The organism is Ahrensia sp. 13_GOM-1096m (assembly GCF_000620605.1).
Taxonomy (GTDB): Bacteria; Pseudomonadota; Alphaproteobacteria; order Rhizobiales; family Rhizobiaceae; genus Ahrensia; species Ahrensia kielensis.
On record NZ_JIAX01000013.1, the window covers coordinates 104,217 to 126,198 of the forward strand.

At 49.2% G+C, this 21,982-nt stretch carries 21 protein-coding genes; 2 read left to right on the plus strand and 19 right to left on the minus strand.

What is annotated here, in order from left to right:
• Window positions 1-5: 5 nt before the first annotated feature.
• The 19 genes from N530_RS0111485 to N530_RS0111575 form a co-directional block, all read right to left on the minus strand.
• On the minus strand, window positions 6-371 hold the full coding sequence (locus tag N530_RS0111485; protein WP_018690470.1) for a response regulator: 366 nt from the start codon (window positions 369-371) through the stop codon (window positions 6-8).
• Entirely contained in the window at window positions 368-718 is a 351-nt protein-coding gene (locus N530_RS18005; RefSeq protein WP_035267013.1) for an STAS domain-containing protein, read from the minus strand. The genes N530_RS0111485 and N530_RS18005 overlap by 4 nt, the downstream gene beginning before the upstream one ends.
• A gap of 3 nt (window positions 719-721) precedes the next feature.
• Window positions 722-2,884 carry a methyl-accepting chemotaxis protein gene (locus tag N530_RS18675; RefSeq protein WP_162150954.1) on the minus strand — a complete coding sequence of 721 codons (2,163 nt, stop codon included), beginning with the start codon at window positions 2,882-2,884 and terminating at the stop codon, window positions 722-724.
• 275 nt (window positions 2,885-3,159) lie between these two features.
• Window positions 3,160-3,699 carry an RNA pyrophosphohydrolase gene (locus tag N530_RS0111500; RefSeq protein ID WP_026480801.1) on the minus strand — a complete coding sequence of 180 codons (540 nt, stop codon included), beginning with the start codon at window positions 3,697-3,699 and terminating at the stop codon, window positions 3,160-3,162.
• A 12-nt stretch (window positions 3,700-3,711) separates the two neighbouring features.
• The gene (locus N530_RS0111505; protein ID WP_026480802.1) at window positions 3,712-4,926 is read right to left on the minus strand and encodes a divergent polysaccharide deacetylase family protein; all 1,215 of its coding nucleotides are present in this window, start codon (window positions 4,924-4,926) and stop codon (window positions 3,712-3,714) included.
• A gap of 130 nt (window positions 4,927-5,056) precedes the next feature.
• Window positions 5,057-6,379: a S41 family peptidase gene (locus N530_RS0111510; protein WP_026480803.1), complete on the minus strand. Its 1,323-nt coding sequence runs from the start codon at window positions 6,377-6,379 to the stop codon at window positions 5,057-5,059.
• A gap of 2 nt (window positions 6,380-6,381) precedes the next feature.
• Window positions 6,382-7,893 carry a murein hydrolase activator EnvC gene (locus tag N530_RS0111515; RefSeq protein WP_162150955.1) on the minus strand — a complete coding sequence of 504 codons (1,512 nt, stop codon included), beginning with the start codon at window positions 7,891-7,893 and terminating at the stop codon, window positions 6,382-6,384.
• A 102-nt stretch (window positions 7,894-7,995) separates the two neighbouring features.
• Window positions 7,996-8,481: a 23S rRNA (pseudouridine(1915)-N(3))-methyltransferase RlmH gene (gene rlmH, locus N530_RS0111520; protein ID WP_018690463.1), complete on the minus strand. Its 486-nt coding sequence runs from the start codon at window positions 8,479-8,481 to the stop codon at window positions 7,996-7,998.
• Between the two features lie 38 nt (window positions 8,482-8,519).
• Window positions 8,520-8,918 carry a ribosome silencing factor gene (gene rsfS / locus N530_RS0111525; RefSeq protein ID WP_026480805.1) on the minus strand — a complete coding sequence of 133 codons (399 nt, stop codon included), beginning with the start codon at window positions 8,916-8,918 and terminating at the stop codon, window positions 8,520-8,522.
• A gap of 121 nt (window positions 8,919-9,039) precedes the next feature.
• Window positions 9,040-9,630 carry a nicotinate-nucleotide adenylyltransferase gene (locus N530_RS0111530; protein ID WP_051540931.1) on the minus strand — a complete coding sequence of 197 codons (591 nt, stop codon included), beginning with the start codon at window positions 9,628-9,630 and terminating at the stop codon, window positions 9,040-9,042.
• A 56-nt stretch (window positions 9,631-9,686) separates the two neighbouring features.
• Complete coding sequence (locus tag N530_RS0111535; RefSeq protein ID WP_026480807.1) at window positions 9,687-10,973, minus strand: glutamate-5-semialdehyde dehydrogenase; 1,287 nt, start codon at window positions 10,971-10,973, stop codon at window positions 9,687-9,689.
• A gap of 249 nt (window positions 10,974-11,222) precedes the next feature.
• Window positions 11,223-11,507: a hypothetical protein gene (locus N530_RS0111540; protein ID WP_026480808.1), complete on the minus strand. Its 285-nt coding sequence runs from the start codon at window positions 11,505-11,507 to the stop codon at window positions 11,223-11,225.
• Between the two features lie 104 nt (window positions 11,508-11,611).
• A complete protein-coding gene (locus N530_RS0111545) occupies window positions 11,612-11,893 on the minus strand; it encodes a hypothetical protein (protein WP_026480809.1) in 282 nt (93 codons plus the stop codon).
• A 106-nt stretch (window positions 11,894-11,999) separates the two neighbouring features.
• Window positions 12,000-12,281 (minus strand): hypothetical protein, encoded by a 282-nt coding sequence (locus N530_RS0111550; RefSeq protein ID WP_026480809.1) that lies wholly within the window; start codon window positions 12,279-12,281, stop codon window positions 12,000-12,002.
• Between the two features lie 712 nt (window positions 12,282-12,993).
• On the minus strand, window positions 12,994-14,145 hold the full coding sequence (gene proB / locus N530_RS0111555; RefSeq protein ID WP_051540915.1) for a glutamate 5-kinase: 1,152 nt from the start codon (window positions 14,143-14,145) through the stop codon (window positions 12,994-12,996).
• Entirely contained in the window at window positions 14,111-15,151 is a 1,041-nt protein-coding gene (gene obgE / locus N530_RS0111560; protein WP_026480811.1) for a GTPase ObgE, read from the minus strand. Before obgE ends, proB begins: the two co-directional genes overlap by 35 nt.
• Window positions 15,152-15,246: 95 nt before the next feature.
• Entirely contained in the window at window positions 15,247-15,846 is a 600-nt protein-coding gene (locus N530_RS0111565; protein ID WP_026480812.1) for a GNAT family N-acetyltransferase, read from the minus strand.
• Window positions 15,847-15,974: 128 nt separating this feature from the next.
• On the minus strand, window positions 15,975-16,244 hold the full coding sequence (rpmA, locus tag N530_RS0111570) for a 50S ribosomal protein L27 (protein WP_018690158.1): 270 nt from the start codon (window positions 16,242-16,244) through the stop codon (window positions 15,975-15,977).
• A gap of 124 nt (window positions 16,245-16,368) precedes the next feature.
• Window positions 16,369-17,022, minus strand: coding sequence for a 50S ribosomal protein L21 (locus N530_RS0111575; protein WP_026480813.1), 654 nt, complete (start codon window positions 17,020-17,022; stop codon window positions 16,369-16,371).
• Between the two features lie 317 nt (window positions 17,023-17,339).
• Between N530_RS0111575 and mgrA the strand changes: the two genes are divergently transcribed.
• Entirely contained in the window at window positions 17,340-18,371 is a 1,032-nt protein-coding gene (gene mgrA, locus N530_RS0111580; RefSeq protein WP_026480814.1) for an L-glyceraldehyde 3-phosphate reductase, read from the plus strand.
• Window positions 18,372-18,494: 123 nt separating this feature from the next.
• Window positions 18,495-21,959, plus strand: a complete 3,465-nt coding sequence (gene pyc, locus N530_RS0111585; protein ID WP_026480815.1) for a pyruvate carboxylase — start codon at window positions 18,495-18,497, stop codon at window positions 21,957-21,959.
• The last annotated feature ends 23 nt before the right edge of the window (window positions 21,960-21,982 follow it).

The following is a 21,982-nucleotide window of genomic DNA, read 5'->3' on the forward strand; positions in this document are numbered from 1 at the left end:
TCCCCTTACGGCATAACGCGTTTGACAGCGCCAATGAGCTTTTCAGGATCAAATGGTTTCACAATCCAGCCCGTTGCGCCTGCGTTGCGGGCCCGTTCTTTTTTCGCCGCATCGCTTTCAGTTGTCAGGACGAGGATTGGTAGGCGTGATTTATTGTCACCGCCGCGCACTGCTTCGATGAACTCGAAGCCATCCATAACAGGCATATTGATGTCGGTGATAATGACTTTAGGATCGTTGGCTGCAAGCTTTTCCAAGCCATCTGCGCCATCTTCTGCCAAAACTACATTGAAACCTGCACCTTTAAGGCAATGCTCCAGCATCTGGCGCATCGTGCGTGAATCATCGACCGCAAGGACTGTCGTCGTCATTTCAATTCTCCTGTTTCCAGATCAGATTGATCCAGACCTAATGTAGAAAGTATGGCTATGAAATTTTCAGATATGGCTGAAAAAGTCAGAGAAAATCCATCAAGCGCCCATTGTTTTGATGCCGATATCAGCGCCTCAATGCAGGGCGTATCGGCTTGCTCAACAGCGCTCGCGTCGATGTTCAAATCTTTGTAACGCAATGCTAAAATATCGCTGATGAGCGCTTCAACATTTTCGCCAGATAGCTTTGCGTCGATTGCTAGGTTCGACTGCTCACCTGAATTTAGAGCGGGCGATAGATCGGACATATCGAGATCGATACTCAAGTCCATTTCTTGATCTGTCATGTCTTAAAACTCCGTCCAGTCATCGTCTTGCAGTGCGGTATTGCCTTGCGTGTTTGGCGCAAAAGCACTGGAGACTTTTGAAATTAGGTTTTTGGCAGGCGAGGGCGCTGGCGCGTGGTGCTGCGTGGTTTTTCCGTTAATCGCAACAGGTTTGGCAGATGTAACGAATTTGCGCGGCTCTATCGGCGCTGGTTTTCTAATCGCGCTTGGTGCAAGCGGAGCCGTTGGCGCTGTGCGTGCCTTCGGTGCGCTTGGCGCAACTTTAGCGGCCGGTCTTACGGGTGGCTGGATAGGTGCGCGTGGCGCGAAGGTTGTATTGCCTGAAATCTTGAACGTCTTGATTAAATCAGTGAGTTCTGATGCTTCTGCCTTGAGTGAATGACAGGCCGCAGTTGCTTCTTCTGCCATGGCAGCATTTTGCTGTGTGCCGGAATCAAGATCGCTGACAGCGGCGTTGAGTTCGTTCAAGGACTGGAACTGCTCGTCCGCACCGCTGACGATTTGGTCAACAACCTCAGATATGTGAATAACTTGATCTGCAATACGGTGTAGTGTTTCGCCGGTTTTGCCCACAAGCTGGGAGCCGTCTTTAACCTGTACGCTGGATTTTGAAATCAAGCCTTTGATTTCTTTGGCCGCTTCGGCAGAGCGCTGTGCAAGGGCACGAACTTCTGATGCAACAACAGCAAAGCCTTTGCCTGCATCACCTGCACGGGCAGCTTCTACGCCTGCGTTCAATGCAAGCAAGTTGGTCTGGAAGGCAATCTCATCAATGACTGAAATGATCTGATTGATTTCCTTGGCAGATTTTTCAATCTCGCTCATTGCGGAAAGGGCTTTTTCAACCACTGCACCGCTTTGCATCGCATCTTCTTTGGCCGTCTCAACCACTGTTTTGGTGTGTTTTGCACCCTCAGATGATTTTTTAACGGTCGCAGTGATCTGTGTGAGTGTCGCAGCTGTTTCTTCTAAAGATGCAGCTTGGCGCTCGGTGCGAACAGAAAGATCGTCCGACGCTGTGACAATCTCAAGCACGCCTGTTCCAAGGCTTTCTGTCGTGTTGACGATACGGCCGAATGTTTGTGAGATTTGTGCCAGTGTGGAATTGATGTCTGCGCGTAGTTTTTCCAATTCGCCTGTGAACGGGGTATCAACTGTGCCAGTGAAATCACCTTTGGCCATGCGGTTTAAAGAAGCGCCGATTTGGCTGACAGCCTTGGCTGTTTCTGCATCACGCTCTTCGCGTTCTTTTGTGATTTCTTCTGAAAGTTTTGCAGCGCGTTCTCGTTCTTCATTGATGATTTTTTGCGCGCTTAATGAATCAGAATTTGAATGCTTTATTGTGTTTAATGCGCTGGCAATGAAACCAATTTCATTGTTCCGCTCAGTAAATGGGATTTCGCCTAAATCTTCGCCTTTTGTCAGGCCTTCAGAATGACGTGCAATAGCGCCAAGCGGCGTTAGAACATTGCGGCTGAGCGCATAAAGAGCAGCAAGAACCATAAGGCCTATCAGGCCAGCAAGCGCAGGGAATGTCCAATCGCTCATGCCTTCAGCTGTTTGTGCTGATGCGGCGTTGCTATCAAGATATTGCTGCGCTTGTGTTGTGGCAGAGGCCACAATATCGCGGTGATTGCTAAATGAATTTTCGATTTGCATTAAAGCTGCATTGAGCTTTGAGCCATCAACAGCTGATCGAGCGCCTTCTTTCAAAAGGATCGGAAAGACGACCTCTTTTGACTGCTGCCAGAAATCTTGCAACGCAGCGGGCGCGTCCACGGTAATCGACTGTTTAATATCGGCTGGAATTGGTGATGCTTTCCAATGATCCACACGCTGCAAATATTCAGTTTCGCGCTGTTGGAATTCATTGAAAGTCGCTTTGATATCGGCGCGGCCACGATTGGCCTCAAGCACATTCACATAAGCTTCGATCGCATATGCTGGCGGTGGGGCAATATCTGAAACCAGATTTTTCGCCTCGATTACCTGCTGAATGCTTTGGCTTACATTATTATTTTGCGATTGAGTGTAAATCGCAAAACTCGTCGTGCCGACAAGGGTCAACACGATCAAGCCAGCAAATGACCAGATACCGCGCCTCAAAGTTGAGGAGGAGTTCGTATTTTGTGTCGCCTGATTAACAGAAAGCGAGGGAGAACTCATAGAAAGTCCCGTTATGGAATGGATGGATATCAACATTCCGGATTACCGGGTGCGAAAGCGGCATCATGCCTAAGCCAAAACAGGGCTCTTCGATCTTAATGTTCTAAGTTTCATTTGGTTAATATTTGATTGCTCCGTTATAGATTCTTTTAAGCAATTGCTTGCCTTAGAAGCTTTTTAACCCTGACCAATTGAAACGTGGCGTGCTTGTGCGGGCCTTGCTGGGCAGCCCAATTTATAAGAACACAACTTTGAACAGCCGCATTGAGAAGACGTCAGTTGCTTTTGGTGCCTGCCAAATGCGCAAAGGCTGCAACAACGTTTTGATAGACATCGCGTTTAAAGGGCACGATCAGCTCTGGCAACTCAGCCATGGGTTTCCACGCCCATTGATCAAACTCAGCAGTGTGCCCACCTGGCGGTGGGTTAATCTGAATTTCGGATTCATCACCTGAAAATCTATAGGCAAACCAGCGCTGTTTTTGGCCGCGGAATTTTCCTTTAAGGCCAATACCAATCATATCGGCGGGCAAATCATAGTTGTACCATTCAGGCGCTTCTTCAATGAGGGTGACCGATGTCATGCCGGTTTCTTCATAAAGTTCGCGTGCGGCCGCCTCTATCGGTTCTTCACCCTTGTCGATGCCGCCTTGCGGCATTTGCCACAATAGAGGAGAGCCGGAATATTCCGTATTGCCTTCTTTGATGCGCCGCCCTGCCCAGACAAGGCCTTCTTTGTTGAGAATCATGACACCAACGCAAGGACGGTATGGAAGATCTTCTGCACGCATGTGTTTTTTGTCTTTCTTAGCCATTGGGTGCCCTATCTAACGCTTACGCTCGGGATCGCTTGCAAGAGCGGCGATACCAACAATTTCAAAACCGTTCTTTTTGGCTTGGTTGGCCCATTCAGCAACGGTTTTAACCGTGAGTTCAAGCGCGGAGCCTGTGCCAATTGCTGTGCCGCGTGCCTCGGCCAATGCTTCTAATGCTTTGAGTTTGGTGCGAATGTCATCTGGAGAATTCGAGTTATCAATAATCACATTTGCAGCCGCATAGGGAACGCGGGCGCGCGCAGCATCAGCGCCAAGATTGCCAGCTGTGCCTGAGCTGCCGTCATTAAAGAACAAGAGGCCGCGCTCGCCCAATTCTTCTAATATCGGCGTTATTGCTTGCTTGTCGCCCATGAAGCGCGCGCCAAGATAGTTGGTAACGCCGCTATAATTGGTCATTCGGGCCATCGCCCATTGCAAGTTTTCAAGATTGGTTTCAGGGCTTGAAGCCAAACGCAGCGTATGCGGGCCGGGGTTTACCTGCGGATAGTTGAACGGTTCCATTGGAATTTGCATTAAAAGCTCATGGCCTTTTTTGCGGGCTACACCCATCCACCGATCCAAGCTGTTGCCGGTTGGGGCAAAGGCCAGCGTTATTTCTGGTGGCAATTGATCCAGCGCGCGCTGCGTGCCCGTCTGTGACAGGCCAAGGCCGCCAATGACAATGGCTATGCGTTTGCCGCCAGCATTTGACCAAGGCCGCGCATAAATATCAACAGGGCGGCGTCCATCATCGGTGCGTTTGGGTAGCTTGCCCGCATCTGTTTCCTCCAATGCGCTTTGCACTGGCCGGTGGCGTTGGCCATCCGGCTGGCCGATTTCGGTCGCCTGTGGATCGCGGATTGTAATGATGCGCGGGCCGCCCGGCGAAACTTCTGTGATTGTTTCGCGTTCAGCGGCTATAATCGGCTCTTGTGAAAGATTTGCGTCCGGTTGCCCATAGATGACTTCAACATCGGGCTTGTCCGCTTCTGGCTCAGACTTTGCTTCGGCTATTTCAATTGGCTCTGGTTCAGGCAGGCGCACAACAAGCGTGCCTGTATCTTTGTGCGTATCAATGAAGATGTAAATATTGAGCGCCAAAATGCCGATAAATATAACGCCTAATATAACGGCAAAGCCTCTTCCCGTTGGCGGCGAGGTCGGCGTTTTGGGTGCGCGCTTTTTTGGCGGTAAGTTTTTGCCAAGCGGGGCGTTTAGATCATTCATATTTTAGAATAACTTTCAGGCTGCTTGAACATAATTAATCGAATCAAAAAGGCCACCAGCGATGGTGGCCTCTATCTTAGGTCTCGTCACGGTTTTGGCAATGCTACCGTTTGCCGACCGTTGTTAGAGATCAGTTAGATGTCGCTTTGTTTGGATCTGGCGGAAATGCCTTATCCGTGCGCTCTCCGCGCAGCAATTCGAGCGCAAATGTAAGCTGATCATCATCTTTTGGGTCTTGGGGAACATAAGCAACTGAGCCGGAACCTTCGTCATCTTCCTTTTCGCCCGCAATATGGCCGCGTAAATCAGATTCACCGCGCGTTAAATCACGTCCCTGAAGCTCTTCAGGCAAGGTCTGGTCCACTTTGATGTCCGGTGTAATGCCCTTGCCCTGAATGGAAATACCAGAAGGGGTGTAATACAGCGCTGTGGTCAACTTCAACGCGCCGCCTTCGCCCAGCGGGATGATTGTCTGAACCGAGCCTTTGCCGAAGCTTTGTGTGCCCACAACCGTTGCACGGCGATGGTCTTGCAGAGCGCCAGCAACAATTTCAGATGCAGAGGCGGAACCGCCATTAATCAGCACAATAACCGGCTTGCCGTTGACCAAATCACCTGCGCGCGCAGAGAAGCGGCGGCTGTCGCGGTCATCGCGGCCACGTGTTGAAACGATAACGCCTTTTTCAAGGAACGCATCGGATACATTGATCGCCTGATCGAGAAGACCGCCCGGATTGAGCCTCAAATCAATAACATAGCCTTTGATTTTATCTTCACCAATTTCCGCAGTCATCTTTTCGATACCTTCGGCAAGATCATCATAGGTCTGCTCGGTAAAGGAGATAACACGAAGATAAGCAACGTCATCTTCAATGCGCGTTTTTACAGCTTGAACAGTAATGATTTGGCGAACGATAGTCACTTCAATCGGCGCATCGGCACCCTTGCGTAGAAGCTCCAATACGATCGGCGTGTTAATGGGGCCGCGCATTTTGTCGACCGCTTCTTGCAGTGTCAGGCCGCGAACCTCTTCGCCGTCAATTTTGGAAATAAAGTCACCGGAAAGCACGCCTGCTTCTTCAGCGGGGCTTTCAAACATAGGTGTGATGACTTTAACAAGTTCATCTTCCATTGTAACTTCAATGCCAAGACCGCCAAATTCACCGCGGGTTTGTGTGCGCATGTCATCAGCATCTTCAGTATTGAGATATGACGAATGGGGATCAAGCGACATCAACATGCCGTTGATTGCATTTTCAACGAGTTCACTGTCGTTTGGCTCTTCGACGTAATTGCTGCGCACTCTTTCGAAAATATCTCCAAAAATCGCTAGATTTTTGTATGTCTCATTGCCCGCTGCATTGGCACTAATCATCGGTTGGCCTGCTACAAGCACTGTTGTACCTGCACCAATGAGTGCACCTGCGAACAGCAGAGATAGTTTACGGAGCATATTTACGTCCTTCCCGCACTGATCTTTTCCCACCATGGTGATGGATCGATCGGTTTTGAATTCTTCCTAAACTCTATATAGAGCGTCGGGTTGTCATTTTTAGTCGCCGCAGCCGTAACACTGGCTAATCTGATACGGCCCATTGCGCCTACTGGTTCACCTTCAAGCACAAATTGTCCTTGTGCAACGTCTATCCTATCCATACCGGCAAGGACAAGATGATACTCTTCTCCTGCATCAATGATCAATAGGTTACCATAGGCGCGGAATGGTCCAGCATATAGCACTTTCCCATCTGCTGGTGCAGTCACAATCGCGTTAGGGCTGGTCTCTAATGTATCACCCTGTGCTCTTTGACCAAGTCCGTCATCATCGCCAAATGCGGTAATTGTGCGGCCTGAAACAGGCTTTGCCAATTGGCCGCTGCGGGTTGAAAATGCTGCTGCCGGCGCAATGCTACTTGGTTTTGCAGCCAATTCAGCTGCACGTTCACGCGCAGCATTGATTCGCAATTGTGCTTCGCGTTGTTCGCGCTCAGCATTCAAACGGGCTGTTTCTGCCTCGCGCAGCTTTTGTTCGGCAGCAAGCTGCTGGGCTTCATCGGCTTCACGCTTGGCGCGCTCGGCGTCTTCACGTGCTTTTTCAGCTGCAAGGCGCGCTGCTTCTGCTTCTGCCTTTTTGCGCTGCTCTTCTTCAATGCGCGCTTGTTCTTCAGCGCGTAGTTTTTCTTCAGCTTCTCGTTTTACGCGTTCGGCCTCATCTTCTAGCGAAGAAATGAAGCTTTCCATGCTTTCGGCTTGTGCAAGTAATTCGGCCATGCGTTTTTGTTGCGCGGCCAATTCTGCTGCCGTCTGTCCTTCAATTTTGCGCTTTTCTTCGACAAGTAAAGTGAGGCGCTTTTGTTCTGCTGCTTGCTCTTGGCGTGTTGATTTTAGCTTTTCTTGCTCTGACGTAATGCTGCCCGTGATTTGATCGAGTTCTTGAATGTCGGCAATTAAAATTTCGGTTTCGGCGCGCATATGCGGCACCACTGCACTTAAAAGAATAGAACTGCGCACCGAGCCAAGTGCATCTTCGGGCGTGACCAAAATTGCGGGCGGCGGGTTAAGGCCCATGCGCTGCAAAGCCGCCAATACTTCTGCCAATGCGCCGCGGCGCTCCCATAGGCCGATTTGAATGTCTGCCTTTTGGGTTTCAAGCGCCAACAGATCTTCTTGCAATTGAAAAATATCTGCCGCTAATTTCTTTTCAGTTTTGGCAGATTGAATAAGCGCTGCTGTAATCGCCGCTCTATCCTTGCGAATTGCTTCGACCTCAATTTCAAGTTCTTTGGTGCGTTGTTCTGTGACACCGCGTTCATCAAGGATTGCGTTTAATTCTGCGGTAGATTTTTGTAGGCTTTGGCGAACTTCTGGGGGCATATCATCGGGTAATAACACCTGCGTTTGCGCACTGGTGACAGCGCACATGAAGAGCGCCACCAGCCAATATTGCCGTGTTAAAAATTTACCCAATGTCGTTGCCAAGAATCAAAGCCTGTTTCTTGCCTAACCTTAAATGATTTGCGCTGCGATAAAAGTGTAAAGGGGCGCAAATATGATTAAGCGCTTGGCTTTTTAGTCGCGGTGATAGGGGTGATTGTTCAAAATGGCGCTCGCGCGATAGAGCTGCTCGGCTACCAAAATGCGTGCCACTTGATGGGGCCAGGTTAATTTGCCGAGTGCTACGACCATTTGTGCTTCTTGTGCAAGGCTTTGGTCATGACCGTCAGGGCCGCCAATTGCGGCCACCAAGGTCTGGATTCCACGGTCGCGAAGATCGCCGATTTTTCCAGCAAAATCGCGTGAACCAAGTGCCTTTCCGCGTTCATCAAATAAAAGCAGTGCGGAACGTGGGTCGCTTAAAAGCTCGCGGCAACGCGCACTTTCTTCAGCTTTGCGCTGTTCGGCGGTTTGGGCGCGGCTTTCAACGATTTCTGTTACGCCGCCAAAAGACAGGCCGCATTGCGGGCCTGTCTTGGCCACACGGTCAAGATAGCGCTCAACAAGTTCGCGCTCTGGCCCTTTTTTAAGACGGCCAACACAAAATAAAACCAGCTGCATAAATCAATCCTTTCCGGTGCTGTACCGGAGCGGTATTTTTAATGCACCGTGTCTGCGTCTTCTGACCAGATTTTTTCAAGCTGATAGAATTCGCGTACTTCCGGACGGAAGATATGCACAACCACATCGCCTGCATCGACTAAAACCCAGTCGGCGCCTGCAAGACCTTCGACGCGGGACGTGCCCAAGCCTTGCTCTTTTAATGTGCGAAGCAATTGGTCAGCAACAGCGTTCACGTGTCGATGTGATGTACCTGATGCAACAACCATATAATCGGCCAGTGCAGATTTGCCTCGAATGTTGATCGGGATGATGTCGATGGCTTTGCTTGAATCCAAGCTGTCCATCACAAGATCATAAATCCGTTGCGCAGTGGCAGTGCCGCTGAGTTCGGATGCTGAAGGTTGTTTAACCTTCTTTTCGTTTGCTGTTCTCAAGTGGGTCCTTTCCTCTGGAACATTTGCAAATCAGGCGTTTCGTCTGCCTGATAATGTAAAGATAGTCATGCCTATATAACAGTTTCAAGACGCAATCCATCTTGAAGAAGGTTACGACATGTTACTGGTTTGTTGTTTTGTCGCGGATTGCTGTTGATGAAAGTCGTGATCTTGGGCCGTGAATAAATGTCCATGCGGGCGCTTTTAGATGCGCCAAAGCGGGTGCATCATTTTCGTCAACGCGGGCATAGTCAAAAGTTTTGGCCATGATCGATGATAGATAAGACAAAGTGGAGCCGGGGCGGTCAATCACGGCTATGGGAAATGTTTGAGCGATAATTTGCCAATTTTGCCATTTGTGAAAGCTGGCTAGATTATCTGCGCCCATAATCCAAACGAAATTCACGCCGATATTACGCTTATGGATCATGGCCAATGTTTGGGCCGTGTAGGCTGTATTCAGTGAGGCTTCAAAGCCTGTTATTTTGATGCGCGGGTCATGATTGAGCTTTTCAGAAAGCGCAATTCTCTCCGCTAGGCTTGGTAATTTAGATGTGTCTTTAAGCGGATTACCCGGCGTGACCATCCACCATAATTGGTTTAGCCCCAGCTTGCGCAGCGCTATTTCCGATACCAGTCGGTGCCCATCATGCGGCGGGTTAAAAGAGCCGCCGAAAAGACCAACGGTCATGCCTTTTTCAACATAGGGCATGCGCAGATATTGCGCTGCAACGCCTGCGGTGATGTCCTTGGTGTGTTTCACGCGGGTTAGGTTCGGATCTGGCCGGTGCCATGCACGCGGTATTTAAACGATGTCAGCTGTTCAACGCCAACGGGTCCGCGAGCATGCATTTTTCCTGTGGCTATGCCGATTTCAGCGCCCATGCCAAATTCGCCGCCATCAGCGAATTGTGTTGAAGCGTTGTGGAGCAAAATCGCACTATCAACTTCATTGAAAAAGCGCGAGACGACGTGTTCGTCTTCTGCAATCACAGCTTCTGTATGGGCAGAGGAGTATTTTTGAATATGGGCAAGAGCGGCGCTAATACCATCAACGACTTTCACCGAGATAATGGCATCAAGATATTCGGTTGCCCAATCTTCTTCCTTCGCTGGAACAGCATCAGGATAAGCAATGCAAATTTCTTCTGTGGCGCGAATTTCGCAACCCTTCTCTTTTAGGCTTTTCAAAATAGGTATGAGGTGGCTGGCGGCTACTTGTCGGTCCACAAGTAGCGTTTCGGCTGAGCCACAAATGCCTGTGCGGCGCATTTTTGCGTTTGTGACAACGTCGACAGCCATCTGCAAATCGGCAGAGCCATCCACATAGATGTGACAGATACCTTCAAGATGCGCGAAAACAGGCACACGTGCTTCGGTTTGAACGCGTCCTACGAGACTTTTTCCGCCGCGTGGGACGATCACGTCTACACAGCCGCCTAAACCTTTCAGCAATTCGCCGACAGCTGCGCGGTCTGTTGTTGGTACAAGCTGTATTGCGTGTTCTGGCAATCCGGCTTGTTTCAAGCCGCTCACCAAACAAGCGTGAATGGCGCGTGATGAATTGACTGAATCCGAGCCGCCGCGCAAGATGACAGCGTTGCCAGCTTTCAAGCAGAGCGCACCAGCATCCGCTGTTACATTTGGACGGCTTTCATAAATGACGCCGATCACACCAAGCGGCGTGCGTACGCGCTCGATGTTCAAACCATTTGGGCGATCCCACTGAGCGATTACTTCGCCAATTGGGTCTGCCAATTTGCTAATTGACTGGATGCCTGCTGCTATCGCCTCAATGCGCTCTTTATCGAGTTTAAGGCGATCAAGCATTGCAGGCGAAAGATCAGCCTCGAGGCCGTTTTTCATGTCCAATTCATTGGCGCTAAGAATGACATCGATGTTCTTGAGTACAGCATCGGACATCGCCGCTAATGCGTCGTTTTTTTGCTGCGCTGAAGCGATTGATAGAGGGCCACTTGCCGCTTTCGCATTTTGGCCAATCGCGGCCATTAGGCTTTCAATCTCTTGCGTCGATTTATTTGTTTGCGTCAGCATATCCGTCTCAATTTTTAGAACTTGGGCGTTCTTACACCGATGCGGCATTTGGTGCAACGTGACGTTTATAATTGCAAAAAAACCACCGCTGGCATTGCCGGCGGTGGTTGATACGGCGAAGTCATTGAGCATGGAGGGGCACGCTTATGACTTCGCTTGAACCTGGCTGCATTGGCAGTGTCAGGTCCACTCTTGCCAGATTAACCTATTGGGAGAGGGGGATTATCTGAAATCTGGCAATTTGAGTAATTATCGATCGCTTGAGCGGAAAGATTCAGAAATGATGTTGCGGCTTCCATCTGCATTCAGTGTAAATTTCACTTTTGCATCGCGGCCATGAACAACTTCATCAACTGTGAAAATGTTTGTTGTGTCGATTGTTGCAACAGAACCGATTGAAGCTGTTGCTTCCATGTCAACATTGCCACCGTTTTGCAGGTAAGAACCGTCGCCATTTGAAAATGAGCTGTTCGCTGCGAAAGCAGAAGTGGAAGCAATCAAAGTTGCGGCGAGTGTAAGGGCAAGAGTTTTCATAATGTATTCCTTTATCAGCGTGTGAACGCCATTTTTAAAATTGAGTTGGGATAGTTTCGAAGCGTCCGAGGCGTTGCAGCGCCCCGGGCTCTTGAAGTTAAATCTTAACGGTCGCTTGAACGGAATGATTCAGAAATGATGTTGCGGCTTCCGTCTGCACCAAGTGTGTATTTCACTGTAGCGTCGCGGCCGTTCACATATTCACTTGAAGTAAATACTGCGCTTGTGTCGATTGCATTTGTACCGATTGAAGCTGTTGATTCCATGTCAAGGTTGCTGCCATGTTGCAGGTAAGAACCGTCGCCATTTGAAAATGAGCTGTTAGCTGCGAAAGCAGAAGTAGAAGCAATCAAAGTTGCGGCGAGTGTAAGGGCAAGAGTTTTCATAATGTATTCCTTTTTATCAGCGTTTGAACGCTATTTTTAAAATTGGGTTGGGATCGTCTGGGCGGGTCCGAGGCATTGCAGCGCCTCGGGCTCTTGAAGCTAAATCTTAACGGTCGCTTGAGCGGAAAGATTCAGAAATGATGTTGCGGCTTCCGTCTGCACCAAGTGTGTATTTCACTGTAGCGTCGCGGCCGTTCACATATTCACTTGAAGTAAATACTGCGCTTGTGTCGATTGCATTTGTACCGATTGAAGCTGTTGATTCCATGTCAAGGTTGCTGCCATGTTGCAGGTAAGAACCGTCGCCATTTGAAAATGAGCTATTAGCTGCGAAAGCAGAAGTAGAAGCAATCAAAGTTGCTGCGAGTGTAAGTGCAAGAGTTTTCATAATGTGTTCCTTTTTATTGTTGTCATTTGAACAACGCTAAGTGTCGCTCAAAAGTTTCGTCTAAATTCTGGCCGGGTCGTTTTTTATTCCGGTCTTGTTTTGGGTTGCGGTTTAAAAGATGTTTGAAACATTCTTTCGTTCCGCTTCCGATGAGTTGAAGATAGGCTCCTCAGCGCAGGGTTTCAAATTACGAAAACGTTAGATTTCTGTGAGAGTAACCGTGATTGAGGTGCGCGGAAAAGAAGCGGACGATATAAATTGTTAAGCTAATTCAAATACTTGCGGATTTTTGAAGTGTCCATTTTTCTTTCTGTTGCTCGTAATGTGTAGTTTTTGTGAACACAGCGTTGCAAAATGGAAGTGCCGAAATGCCTTTGTTTTAGGCATTCTTGGAAAAGAGAAAAATGAACTTTTTTTGGGCTTTTTTCTTGAAATGACTTTTGAAGGGCTAGGATTGCGAAATTCTCGCGGGTTATCACGCTTTTCGTGATCGACTTTGTTCAAATCGCGAATGGCTGATTGGGCCAAAAATTGAAATTCGCTTCAAAAATGTTGGAAATTTACAGCTTACCAAAACTTACTTGCGGTAAGGTACCATTCCATGTACCTTATTTGTGTGTTCCTATTTGGGTTGGGATAACTTATTAGGACTTTAGGCCGAAACGTTGCAGCGTTTCGGCCTTTTTCTTGCAAATATTTCTTAGTGCGTGTGTTAGCTGATGACCATATCATCGCGGTGAACCATGGCTGCGCGTGGCGCATAGCCTAATATGGTTTCAATATCGCTGCTTCGGCGGCCCGTAATAAGCTGCGCTTCATGTGAACTATATGAAGAAAGGCCGCGCGCCACTTCGATATTAGACCCTTCAAGCAAAATCGCGACAGTATCACCGCGTTGAAAATCACCTTCAGCTGATTTGACGCCTGCGGCAAGAAGCGACTTGCCGCTTAACAGTGCGCCGCGTGCACCTTCATCAATGATAAGCTTGCCTTGTGGCTCTAATTGACCGGCAATCCAGTTCTTCCAAGCCGAAACAGGCGTTGTCGATGGTTTAAAGAGCGTGAAGCGCGCGCCATCTTGCAAAGACTGAAGCGGGTTTTGTGCTTCACCCTTTGCGATAATCATCGCGGTTCCGGCGTGCGTGGCGATTTTGCCTGCATCAATCTTCGTGCGCATACCGCCGCGTGATAATTCAGAAGCGGCGCTGCCTGCCATGGCTTCAATTTCAGGCGTAATCGTATCAATGATTGGCAAATGCACAGCATCTGGGTTTAAGGCTGGCGGTGCCGTGTAAAGCCCATCAATATCTGACAGCAAGATGAGCAAATCGGCATTCATCATTGTGGCAACACGTGCGGCAAGGCGATCATTATCGCCGTAGCGGATTTCGCTCGTTGCGACAGTGTCATTCTCATTGATGACAGGAATAGCTTTGAGGCGCAAAAGCTCGCTCAATGTTGCGCGCGCATTGAGATATCGACGCCGTGTTTCTGTATCTTCGAGCGTCAGCAAGATCTGGCCGGTGTTAATATTGTGATGTTTAAGGGCGCTATTCCAAGCTGGCGCTAAGGCGATTTGCCCCACGGCAGCGGCAGCCTGACTTTCTTCTAGCTTTAAAATGCCAGACGGTAGATCAAGAACTGTACGTCCAAGCGCAATTGCGCCGGAGGAGATAATCATTATCTCACAGCCAGCTTCCTGTAATTTGGCAATGTCGGCGCATAGGCTTTTGAGCCAAATATCGCGCACACCAGATTTTCGGTCAACAAGAAGGGCAGAGCCGACTTTTATCGCGATACGCTTATAATTTGATAGCGCGACCACAGATTTACAGTTCCCAGCGTGTTGGGTCTTCCGGACCATCTTCTTGCTTACGCTGTGCCTGAATATGGCGCATCAATGCCCGCAACACATCATCGATACCTGAACGTGTGGCCGATGACAGCATGATTGGCTTTTGGCCGCAAACCGCTTCCAAAGCCGCAGCTTTTTCCGCAAGCTCGTCTTCAAGCAGTGTGTCAGTTTGTGAAAGCGCGATGACTTCTGCTTTTTGGTCCAGTTCCAAACCGTTGCCATAGGCATCCAGTTCGCGGCGAACAACTTTATAGGCATGTGCCACATCTTCTTCACGCGCAGAAACCAGATGCAGCAATACGCGTGTGCGCTCGACATGGCCAAGAAAGCGGTCGCCAATGCCAACACCTTCGTGTGCACCTTCAATGAGGCCGGGAATATCAGCCAGCACAAATTCTTTTTGGTCAATACGCACTACGCCCAAATTGGGGTGAAGTGTGGTGAATGGGTAGTCAGCAATTTTTGGTTTGGCCGATGTTACGCTGGCAAGGAAGGTAGATTTTCCTGCATTTGGCAGGCCGACAAGGCCAGCATCTGCAATCAGCTTTAGGCGCAGCCATATCCACTTTTCAATACCGTCTTGGCCAGGGTTGGCACGGCGCGGTGCTTGGTTGGTCGACGATTTAAAGTGAGCATTGCCAAAGCCACCATTGCCGCCGCGCGCAAGCTGAAAGCGCTGCCCGACTTCTGTGAGGTCGCAGATGAGCGTTTCATTGTCTTCTTCAAAAATTTGCGTTCCAACGGGCACTTGGAGGATTTTATCATCGCTCTTTTTACCGGTCATATTACGGCCCATGCCGTGTACGCCGGTTGGTGCTTTGAAGTGCTGGGCGTAACGATAATCAATCAGCGTGTTAAGGCCGTCAACACATTCGGCCCATACATCGCCGCCGCGTCCGCCGTCGCCGCCATCGGGGCCGCCGAATTCGATATATTTTTCACGGCGGAAAGAGACGGAACCTGCGCCGCCATCACCGGAACGAATAAATACTTTGGCTTGATCAAGGAATTTCATGGATACGACAATACGCTATTTAGAGTTATGAGCGCAGTGTCTAACGCAAATGTTGTCAAAGTGCGAGTAGAGAATCCACTCGCGTCTTTAACGTATTATTTGCGTGCGACGGCTTTGCTTTCTTCAGATTTCTTATCAAGCCAGATATCACGCTCAAGACAATGGCGCTCAATTGGCACAATGCCAGCGGCTAGTGAGTTCATTTCGTCGAGACCAACAAAGTTAAAGCCTTGTTTTCTCAACACTGCGCGTGAGGCAGGGTTGTTCGTGCGGCATGCCGCATAAACGCAGTCAGTTTCAGTCACACGGAAGGCAAGATCTACGAGCGCACTGGCGGCTTCTGTTGCAAAGCCTCTGCCCCAATAGGGCTTACCAAGCCAGTAACCGATTTCCAAACCGCCGAAACGTTTGCGATTTTCAACAGCGCCCATGCCGATTAAGCGGCCGGAATCCGTTTGTGTGATCGCATAGATACATCCCTCATATCGGCCGCTTTCGAAGCTTTCGATAAAGGCCAGCGCATCATCCTTTGAATAGGGATGCGGCATGCGGGATGTCATTTCCGCGATTTCTCTGTTGTTGCCGATAAAGGCCAGATCCTCAATGTCCTCGCGGTGCGGCGGGCGCATGATGAGGCGCGGCGTCTCAAGAACAGGTGTATCAAGGTCAAATACAGAGGCGTTCGGAGAACTCATGTTTGCAGTTGCTATCATCTGTTTTCACTAGGCTTGTATTAAAAAGGGAGCTGAACTGATGCTCAACTCCCTTAAGTCATTTTACAATTAGACCGGGGATTTGAACACCGGTCTCAAGAAGTTCCGGCTTATTCAGCGGCTTCCTGCATTGTCGCTACAGAAACATATGTACGTCCGTTGGCTTTCTTGCGGAATTCCACAGCACCTTCAGATGTAGCAAAAATCGTATGATCTTTACCCATGCCGACATTAGTACCAGGGTGCCACTTTGTGCCACGCTGACGTAGGATGATGTTGCCAGGAATAACATTCTCGCCACCGAATTTTTTAACGCCTAAGCGTTTTGACTCAGAATCGCGACCGTTTCGTGACGAACCACCGGCTTTTTTATGTGCCATCTTAAATCTCCTGCCGCACTTTGCGGTTTGGTTGTTCCAGTGTCTGGCTGCTGCCTAACGTTGGAACCAAATTGTTATTATGGGCATTTGCCCGAGATATCAAGTCAGAGCGCGATAAACGCGCTTAGCCTTTGATAAGTTCTTTAGCTTGCGCCTGCCAGTCAGTGATCTGATCAGCAGAGAAAGGCATATATTCATCAACTTTTTCGATGTCAGCTTTTGAAAGAGCTGCGATCTGAGCGAAAGTTGTGATGCCCTGCTCGTTAAGCTGCTTTTCAGCAACTGGGCCGATGCCTTTGATGTTTGTTAGCTTGTCTGCATCGCCTGCTGGCGCTGTAAACAATGGCGCTGCTGATGCAGAAGCGTCAGCTTCTTTTTTAGCAGGTGCTGCTTTTGTTTCCGCTTTAGGAGCAGCTTCTTTTTTCGCAGCAGGCTTAGCAGCTGCTTTTTTAGAAGGCTTTGCACCATCTGTCAGAATCTCTGTAATACGAACAGTTGTTTCGTATTGGCGATGACCGCGCTTGCGGCGTGAATTCTGACGGCGACGCTTTTTGAAAGCGATAACTTTACGGCCACGGCCTTGCTCGACAACTTCAGCAACGACGGTTGCGCCATCAACTTCAGGCGCGCCGATTGTTACTTCTGCGCCGCTGCCGACCATCAATACGTTTGTGAATTCGACTTGTGCGCCTTCTTCAGCGTCAAGGCGTTCAATTTTAAATACGTCATCAGCGGATACGCGATACTGCTTACCGCCGGTTTTAATGACTGCGAACATCGTTTTTACCTTTCGTGTTCAATTCCAGCTCTTACGCCAAGGACGTAGGCCGTCTTTTTATAGTCGTTCCGGTTATGATGTTGACTGACAAAATTGCCGCGTAAAATAAACGCGGCGCGAACCATGTCGCACCAACGGGGCTTCTATGATGGTATAAACCCGTAAAGTCAAGTGGGTGTGTGGTTCGCCGCTAATAGTATTCTTGAGTGCTATATTCCATATTAGGTGTACCCAGCAGTACCGATTTGTGCGGATGCTAGCTTTACAAACTGGCTTGCGCTGATCATCTTCGCGGCCAAATACCATTGGAGAATTTCATGCGTTACGTACCAGCCGAAGATCGCTACGAAAAAATGACCTATCGCCATTGTGGGCGTTCGGGCTTGCAGTTGCCCGTTGTGTCCTTAGGGCTTTGGCACAATTTTGGCGATGACACACCGCATACATTAAAGCGGGAAATCTGTCAGGCAGCGTTTGACAATGGAATCACTCATTTTGACTTGGCCAATAATTATGGGCCGCCTGCGGGCAGTGCAGAAAGTGCGTTTGGCGAAATCTTGAAAACTGATTTTGCCGGTTACCGCGATGAGTTGGTTATATCGTCAAAGGCTGGTTATGACATGTGGCCCGGACCCTATGGCGAATGGGGTAGCCGAAAGTACCATATATCGTCATGCGATCAGAGCTTGAAGCGTATGGGCCTAGACTATGTTGATATTTTCTATTCGCACCGCTTTGACCCAAATACACCGCTGGAAGAGACAATGGGCGCGCTGGACCAAATCGTGCGTTCCGGCAAAGCGCTTTATGCGGGTATCTCATCTTATAATTCAGAGCGGACACGCCAAGCGGTCAAAATCCTTAAAGATCTTGGAACGCCGTGTCTTATCCATCAGCCAAGCTACAACATGCTGAACCGCTGGGTGGAGAGTGATGGCCTGCTCGATACTCTGGAAGAGGAAGGCGTTGGCTCCATTGCTTTTACGCCGCTTGCGCAGGGCATATTGACGAAGAAATATTTGAACGGAATTCCTGAGGGTAGCCGTGCTACCCAAGGTAAATCGCTGTTTGAATCAATGCTCACTGACAGTGCACTTAATAGCGTTCGGGCGCTGAACGAGATGGCAGAAGCACGTGGGCAAACATTGGCGCAAATGGCGCTGGCTTGGGTGCTGCGCGGCGAACGCGTAACAACAGCGCTCATCGGTGCATCAAAGCCAAGTCAAGTTTTGGATTGTGCGGGTGTTGTCTCAAATCTTGAGTTCACGAGCGATGAACTAAAGCGCATTGATGAAATTGCCGGCGATGAAGACATCAATCTTTGGGCTAAATCATCTGAGAGCGAGTGAAGTTTAAGTATCCAGCTTTGCTGGATGCGTAAAGTTAAGCCGCTATGAGACAAGCGGTTTGCACTGCACCATTTATGACTTTATAGATGCCGTAACGATAATCAACATACTGAGGACTACATAGTGGCCATCAAAAAAATTCTTGTTGCTAACCGCTCTGAAATTGCGATTCGCGTTTTTCGCGCAGCCAATGAACTTGGTATAAAAACGGTCGCAATCTGGGCAGAAGAAGACAAGCTGGCGCTGCACCGGTTTAAAGCCGATGAATCCTATCAGGTTGGCCGTGGCCCTCATTTAGAAAAAGATTTGGGGCCTATTGAAAGTTATCTTTCGATTGAGGAAATTTTGCGCGTTGCGCGCATTTCCGGTGCTGATGCTATTCACCCGGGCTATGGTCTTTTGTCTGAAAGCCCTGAATTTGTGGATGCCTGCCAAGAAGCCGGCATTACATTTATTGGCCCTAAGCCTGAAACCATGCGCTCCCTTGGCAATAAGGTTGCTGCGCGAAATCTTGCGATTTCTGCCGGTGTTCCAGTGGTGCCAGCAACAACACCGCTTCCCGATGACATGGAGGAAGTTAAAAAGATGGCCGCCGAGATCGGCTATCCGGTTATGCTTAAAGCATCGTGGGGCGGCGGCGGCCGCGGTATGCGTGCGATCTTCTCTGAAGATGACGTAATAAACGATGTTACCGAAGCAAAGCGCGAAGCACGTGCTGCTTTTGGTAAGGACGAAGTCTATTTTGAAAAACTAATTCAAAATGCCCGCCATGTGGAAGTTCAGATTTTGGGCGACACGCATGGCAATGCAGTCCATCTTTGGGAGCGTGATTGTTCTATTCAACGCCGAAACCAAAAAGTGGTTGAGCGTGCACCTGCGCCTTATTTGTCGATGGAACAGCGCAAGGAAATTTCTGATTACGGTCTGAAAATTGCCAATGCGACCCAGTATATCGGTGCTGGTACTGTCGAGTTCCTGATGGATAAAGACAGCGGCGAGTTTTACTTTATCGAAGTGAACCCGCGCGTGCAGGTTGAGCATACTGTGACAGAAGAAGTCACGGGCATCGACATTATTAAAGCGCAAATTCATATTCTTGAAGGACACGCGATCGGTACGCCTGAATCGGGCGTTCCTAAACAGGAAGATATTCGCCTTAATGGTCATGCGCTCCAGTGCCGTATTACAACGGAAGATCCTGAGCAGAATTTCATTCCTGATTATGGCCGTATTACAGCTTATCGCGGTGCAACGGGTTTTGGTATTCGCCTTGATGGTGGCACAGCCTATTCGGGCGCGGTTATCACACGGTTCTATGATCCGCTTTTGGAAAAAGTAACCGCATGGGCACCGACGTCTGACGAAGTTATTGCCCGTATGGACCGCGCATTGCGTGAGTTCCGTATTCGCGGTGTTGCGACCAATTTGACGTTTCTTGAGGCGATTATTTCGCATCCGCTTTTCAAGTCGAATGAATATACAACGAAGTTTATCGACAATACGCCAGCGCTGTTCGAGCAGGTTAAACGACAGGACCGCGCGACAAAGCTTTTGACTTATATTGCCGATGTTAGTGTCAATGGTCATCCTGAAACCAAAGGGCGTCCGCTACCAAAAGAAGATAGCGCAGCACCGGTTGTGCCTTGGTTTGAAGGCAAGCTGCCAGAAACAGGCACTAAATTTAAGCTTGATGAACTTGGTCCTGTTGGGTTTGCTAAATGGCTGCGTGATCAAAAACAGATCATGATTACCGATACGACGATGCGCGATGGCCATCAAAGCCTGCTTGCGACACGTGTGCGTACCCATGACATCGCTTCGATTGCGGGCACCTATGCGCGCGCTTTGCCAAATCTTTTGTCATTGGAATGTTGGGGCGGCGCGACGTTTGACGTGTCGATGCGCTTTTTAACGGAAGATCCGTGGGAGCGCCTTGCGATGGTGCGTGAGCAAGCGCCGAACATTTTGCTACAAATGTTGCTGCGCGGTGCCAATGGTGTTGGTTACACGAACTATCCTGACAATGTGGTCAAACAGTTTGTTCGCCAAGCGGCCGCTGGCGGTGTTGATCTGTTCCGTGTGTTCGACTGTCTTAACTGGGTCGACAATATGCGCGTGTCTATGGATGCGGTGATTGAAGAGAATAAGATTTGTGAAGCAACGCTTTGTTACACAGGCGATCTTCTTAATTCTGCCCGTCCAAAATATGATCTGAAATATTATGTTGGTCTTGCCAAGGAGCTGGAAGCGGCGGGTGCCCATGTGTTGTGTGTGAAAGACATGGCAGGTTTGCTAAAACCTGCTGCGGCACGTCAGCTATTCACAACATTGCGCAGCGAAACAGAATTGCCAATTCACTTCCATACGCATGACACATCCGGCATTGCTGCTGCGACAGTGTTGGCGGCTGTTGAATCCGGTGTTGATGCCGTTGATGCAGCCATGGACTCCTTTTCAGGCAACACTTCGCAGCCATGTCTTGGCTCCATTGTTGAGGCTTTGCGCGGCACTGAGCGCGATAGCGGTCTTGATGCAGAATGGATTCGCAAAATTTCGTTCTATTGGGAAGCGGTGCGCAATCAGTATTCAGCGTTTGAAACGATCAGCCAAAGCCCTGCTTCTGAAGTCTATTTGCATGAAATGCCGGGTGGTCAGTTCACCAATTTGAAAGAGCAAGCACGTTCGCTCGGATTGGAGACACGTTGGCACGAAGTTGCACGCGCTTATCATGATGCCAACAACATGTTTGGCGACATCGTTAAAGTGACGCCGTCTTCCAAAGTGGTTGGTGATATGGCGTTGATGATGGTGAGCCAAGATTTGACGGTTGAAGACGTCAAAGATCCGGCGAAAGATATTGCGTTCCCAGATTCTGTTGTTTCTATGATGCGCGGTGATCTTGGCCAGTCGCCGGGCGGGTGGCCAAAGGACATTCAGAAGAAAGTGCTGAAAGGCGAAAAGGCCTATACGGACGTTCCAGGCTCATTGCTTGCCGCTGCTGACCTTGATGCGATGCGCGCCGAGATTGAAACCAAGCTTGACCGCAAAATCAATGATTTCGAATTTGCATCTTACTTGATGTATCCGAAGGTGTTTACGGATTTTGCGCTTGCGCAAGAAAAATACGGCCCTGTTTCACGCTTGCCAACGCCGGTCTATTTCTACGGGCTGGAGCAATCCGATGAAGTGTTTATCGAGATTGAAAAAGGTAAAACGCTTGTTGCGCGTTGTCTGGCTATTGGCGAGACCGATGAAAAAGGCATGCGGACAGTGTTCTTTGAACTGAACGGTCAACCACGCCGCATTAAAGTACCAGATCGGGCCCATGGCGCAGAAGGTGCATTGTCACGCCGCAAAGCTGAAGAAGGCAATGAAGCGCATGTTAGCGCCCCAATGCCGGGCGTTATTTCAACGCTTGCTGTCAGCGTTGGGCAAGACGTCACTGCTGGCGATGTGATCTGCTCTATCGAAGCGATGAAAATGGAAACTGCAATTCATATCGAGCGCGATGGCAAGATTGCCGAAGTGCTTATTAAAGCGGGCGACCAGATTGATGCAAAAGACTTGTTGGTTGTTTTGGAAAGCTAACGGGTTTGAATAAATTATAAAGC